A 3,780-nucleotide genomic window follows, 5' to 3' on the forward strand; every position below is an offset into this window, starting at 1 on the left:
AAACCGGATGCGCCCGGGCGGGACGTCGCGCAATCGAGATGGGAAACGGCCCGCCCCCGTTATTGCTGCGCCTTGTGCTAAGATTCCGCTGCAATGCCCGCCGGCAGTTGACGGAGACTGGTTGAAGCGTCAATGTTGATCATTCCCGCCATTGACCTGAAAAACGGCCGATGCGTACGGTTGTGCCAGGGCAAAATGGACCGGGAAACCATTTATTCGGACGACCCGATCGCCACCGCGGGCCGCTGGGTCGAAGCGGGCACCCGGCGCCTTCATATCGTGGATCTGGACGGAGCCTCCTACGGCAAGCCGGAAAATATGGACATCATCCACGAGATTTCCCACGCCTTTCCTCAGATCCCGATCCAGGTCGGCGGCGGCATCCGCGACCAGGAGACGATCCAGAACTACCTGGATGCGGGGGTCAGCTACGCCATCCTGGGCACCCGCGCGGTCAGCACCCCGCAATTCGTCGCCGACGCCTGCCTGGAATTCCCGGGGCAGATCATGATCTCCCTGGACTCCCGGAACGGAAAGCTCGCCACCGATGGCTGGGGACAGTTGTCCGAGCGCAACACCAAGGATGTGGCCAGCCTCCTCGAAGAGGCGGGAGAGGGAGGCTTGGCGGCCATCATATTCACCGACATCAAGCGGGACGGCATGCTGAACAGCGCCAATATCGAGGGGACCCTGGGCATCTGCGAAAAGACTTCGGTCCCGGTTATCGCCGCCGGGGGCATCGCCGACCTGGACGACATCTCGGCGCTGTGCGCGCTCGCCAAGAAAGGGCTTGCGGGGGCCATCACGGGGCGGGCGATCTACGAGGGGAAGCTGGATCTGGCGGCGGCGCAGCGCCTCGCCGACAAACTTTGCCGCCAAAGCCCCCAAAGCGGTGAACCCGGCGGCGCAGAATGAACGGTTTGGCCAAGCGCGTCATCCCCTGTCTCGATGTCGCCGGCGGGCGCGTGGTCAAGGGAATCCGGTTTCTGGACCTGTGCGATGCGGGAGACCCGGTGGAAAACGCCGACTGCTACGACCGGCAGGGAGCGGACGAACTGATGTTCCTGGACATCAACGCCAGTCATGAGGAACGCGACACCACCGCCCGCCTCGTGGAACGGGTCGCTTCCCGGATTTTCATCCCTCTGACCGTGGGGGGGGGCATCCGCAACCAGGACGACGTGCGGCGGCTGCTGAATGCCGGCGCCGACAAGATCAGCGTCAATACCTCCGCCGTGCAGGAACCGGAATTGGTGCGCAAACTGGCGCAGTATTTTGGCTCCCAGTGCATCGTCGTTGCCATAGACGCGCGGCAGGCGCGCGGCAACGGCGCGGCGCCGCGGTGGGAAGTCTATACGCACGGCGGCAGACGGGGCACGGGCATGGACGCGGTGGAATGGGCGCAACGGGCGGCCGAACTCGGAGCGGGGGAAATCCTCCTGACCAGCATGGACCGGGACGGGACCGGCAAGGGCTTCGATTTGGCGCTCACCCGGGCAGTCAGCGATTCCGTGCCGATCCCGGTCATCGCCTCGGGCGGGGCGGGCACATCGGAGCACTTGGCCGACGGCATCTCCGAAGGCCGCGCCGATGCCGTGCTGGCGGCCAGTATCTTCCACTTCGGCCGCCACACCATCGCCGAGGTCAAGGGCTTGCTGGCCCAGCGCGGCATTGCGGTGAGGCTGTAGCCTTGCCGGTAGCGCCCCCTTCTCCCGCCGCCGAAGCGGCAAACGATCCGCGCCTGCCCGCCGACGACTCCTGGCTGGAGGAGATCCGCTGGGACGACAATGGCCTGGCGCCCGCGCTCGCGCAGGAACACGGGACCGGCACGGTATTGACCCTGGCCTGGATGAACCGCGAGTCTTTGCGAATCACCGTGCGGGAAGGATATGCCACCTACTGGTCGCGCTCCCGCAAGCGACTCTGGCGCAAAGGCGAAACTTCGGGGAACCACCAGGAAGTCAAGGCGGTCTTTCTGGACTGCGATGCGGACGTGTTGCTGCTGCAAGTGATCCAGCACCATGGCGGCGCCTGCCACACGGGCCGCCACACCTGTTTCTACCGGCGACTGGAGAGCGGCGGCTGGAAGGAGACAACGCCGCGGCCGGGAGGCGACTGGCACTCGGCCTTCACGCTGGCGGCGCTGGAGCGGATCCTGCAGGCGCGGCGGGGGGCGGACCCGGCCTCCTCTTACACGGCAGCGCTTTACCGCGCCGGGCCGGACGCCATCCTCAAAAAAGTGGGCGAGGAGGCCGCCGAGGTGCTGCTCGCGGCCAAGAACGAGAGCCGGCGCGAGCTCCTGCACGAAACCGCCGATCTCTGCTACCACCTCATGGTCATGCTGGCCGGGCGCGATATTGCCTTCCGGGAAGTCCTGGAAGAATTGGAGCGCCGCAGCGCCGCCCCCGGCGGCGCGAAAAAAGCGGGCGCCGCGGCGCAGGAGGAATGACGCCGGCGCCGGGCTGCCGCCGCGGCGGCAGCGGCCATGCATTGCCGCCCCACGCGCCCGGGGAAGCGAGAAGAACCGGGATCCGCTATAATTGAAAGCGAACGAACCCGATGCACCCGATGCGATTTACACGCTATGAGTTTTAGTATGCCTGAACTGCTGATCGTGCTGATCATCGTCGCCCTGCTTTTCGGGACCCGGAAGTTGCGTTCCGTAGGAGGCGACCTGGGTTCCGCGGTGCGGGGATTCCGCAAGGCGATGAGCGGCGAGGACGCGGCAGCCGGCGGCCAGAGCAAGGAAGGGCAGGCCGCGGCGGAAGCCGCGGAGGCCCCGCAGGCGCCGACAGGCGGCACCGACCCCGGGAAGGCCGGCTAGGCCGGGCCGCGACTCTCGCCGCCAAGCCGGCGGACTGGGGCATCTCCCTGCCGCCTGCCGGGCGCGCCTCTTTGCGCGGCACGGATGACGAAGCCCGCGGCAAGCCGCTGCTCCTGAAGACACCGACGACCGAAGACCAAGACTGAAATGGCGGCCCAGGGGCAGGAAGAGTCTTCCAGGAAGGAGTTGTCCTTCCTCGCCCACCTGGCCGAGTTGCGCCAACGGCTGCTGCGTTGCGTGCTGTGCGTGCTGTTGCTGTTCCTGCCGCTTTCCCTGCTGTCGCGGGATCTCTATACGCTGTTCGCGCTGCCCCTGATGGAACGATTGGGAAACGAGGCGAATATGATCGCCACCAGCGTGGCTTCTCCCTTCATCACCCCCCTCAAGCTGGCCTTGTTCCTGGCCTTGTTTCTGGCCATACCCTACCTGTTCTACCAGCTGTGGGCCTTCGTCGCCCCGGGGCTGTACCGGCGGGAAAAGCGCCTGGTCCTGCCGCTGCTGATCAGCAGCTCGCTGCTCTTTTACCTGGGCAGCGCCTTCACGTATTTTCTGGTTCTGCCGGTGCTGTTCAACTTCCTGCTGGCCATGACGCCGGAGGGAATCGTCGTCATGACCGACATGAACCTGTATCTGGGATTCTGCCTGAAGATGTTTTTCGCATTCGGCATCGCCTTCGAGACGCCCCTGGCCGTGCTGCTGTGCGTGCGGACGGGGATTTGCTCCGCCGATACGCTGGCGGAGAAGCGGGCCCTGATTATCGTGAGCGCCTTCGTTGTCGGCATGCTGCTGACGCCCCCGGACATTGTCTCGCAGTTCATGCTCGCCCTGCCGGTATGGTTGCTCTTCGAGGGCGGCCTGCTGCTGGCCAGGAAATTCCCCGCGCCGGACCCGGACCCGGACCCGGAAGACGCCGAGCCGCGGATCCACACCGCCGATTAAGCTGAATTTAACCCCAA

The 3,780-nt window shown here is 65.7% G+C and carries 5 protein-coding genes; all 5 read left to right on the forward strand.

Annotation, left to right across the window (positions count from 1 at the left end):
- The first annotated feature begins 132 nt into the window (after positions 1 to 132).
- Positions 133 to 915 (forward strand): 1-(5-phosphoribosyl)-5-[(5-phosphoribosylamino)methylideneamino]imidazole-4-carboxamide isomerase, encoded by a 783-nt coding sequence (hisA, locus tag OXU43_06250; protein ID MDD9824753.1) that lies wholly within the window; start codon positions 133 to 135, stop codon positions 913 to 915.
- Positions 912 to 1,688 (forward strand): imidazole glycerol phosphate synthase subunit HisF, encoded by a 777-nt coding sequence (hisF, locus tag OXU43_06255; GenBank protein MDD9824754.1) that lies wholly within the window; start codon positions 912 to 914, stop codon positions 1,686 to 1,688. The genes hisA and hisF overlap by 4 nt, the downstream gene beginning before the upstream one ends.
- Positions 1,689 to 1,741: 53 nt before the next feature.
- Positions 1,742 to 2,449 (forward strand): bifunctional phosphoribosyl-AMP cyclohydrolase/phosphoribosyl-ATP diphosphatase HisIE, encoded by a 708-nt coding sequence (gene hisIE, locus OXU43_06260; protein ID MDD9824755.1) that lies wholly within the window; start codon positions 1,742 to 1,744, stop codon positions 2,447 to 2,449.
- A 135-nt stretch (positions 2,450 to 2,584) separates the two neighbouring features.
- The gene (locus OXU43_06265) at positions 2,585 to 2,824 is read left to right on the forward strand and encodes a Sec-independent protein translocase subunit TatA (protein MDD9824756.1); all 240 of its coding nucleotides are present in this window, start codon (positions 2,585 to 2,587) and stop codon (positions 2,822 to 2,824) included.
- Between the two features lie 147 nt (positions 2,825 to 2,971).
- The gene (tatC, locus tag OXU43_06270; GenBank protein ID MDD9824757.1) at positions 2,972 to 3,763 is read left to right on the forward strand and encodes a twin-arginine translocase subunit TatC; all 792 of its coding nucleotides are present in this window, start codon (positions 2,972 to 2,974) and stop codon (positions 3,761 to 3,763) included.
- Positions 3,764 to 3,780: the final 17 nt, after the last annotated feature.

The sequence above is a fragment of the Gammaproteobacteria bacterium genome (assembly GCA_028817255.1).
Taxonomy (GTDB): Bacteria; Pseudomonadota; Gammaproteobacteria; order Porifericomitales; family Porifericomitaceae; genus Porifericomes; species Porifericomes azotivorans.

Bases quoted from the DNA above. Each gene is read 5' to 3' on its own strand.
- hisA (MDD9824753.1), top strand. From the start codon at position 133: ATGTTGATCATTCCCGCCATTGACCTGAAAAACGGCCGATGCGTACGG.
- tatC (MDD9824757.1), top strand. From the start codon at position 2,972: ATGGCGGCCCAGGGGCAGGAAGAGTCTTCCAGGAAGGAGTTGTCCTTC.
- hisF (MDD9824754.1), top strand. From the start codon at position 912: ATGAACGGTTTGGCCAAGCGCGTCATCCCCTGTCTCGATGTCGCCGGC.
- OXU43_06265 (MDD9824756.1), top strand. From the start codon at position 2,585: ATGAGTTTTAGTATGCCTGAACTGCTGATCGTGCTGATCATCGTCGCC.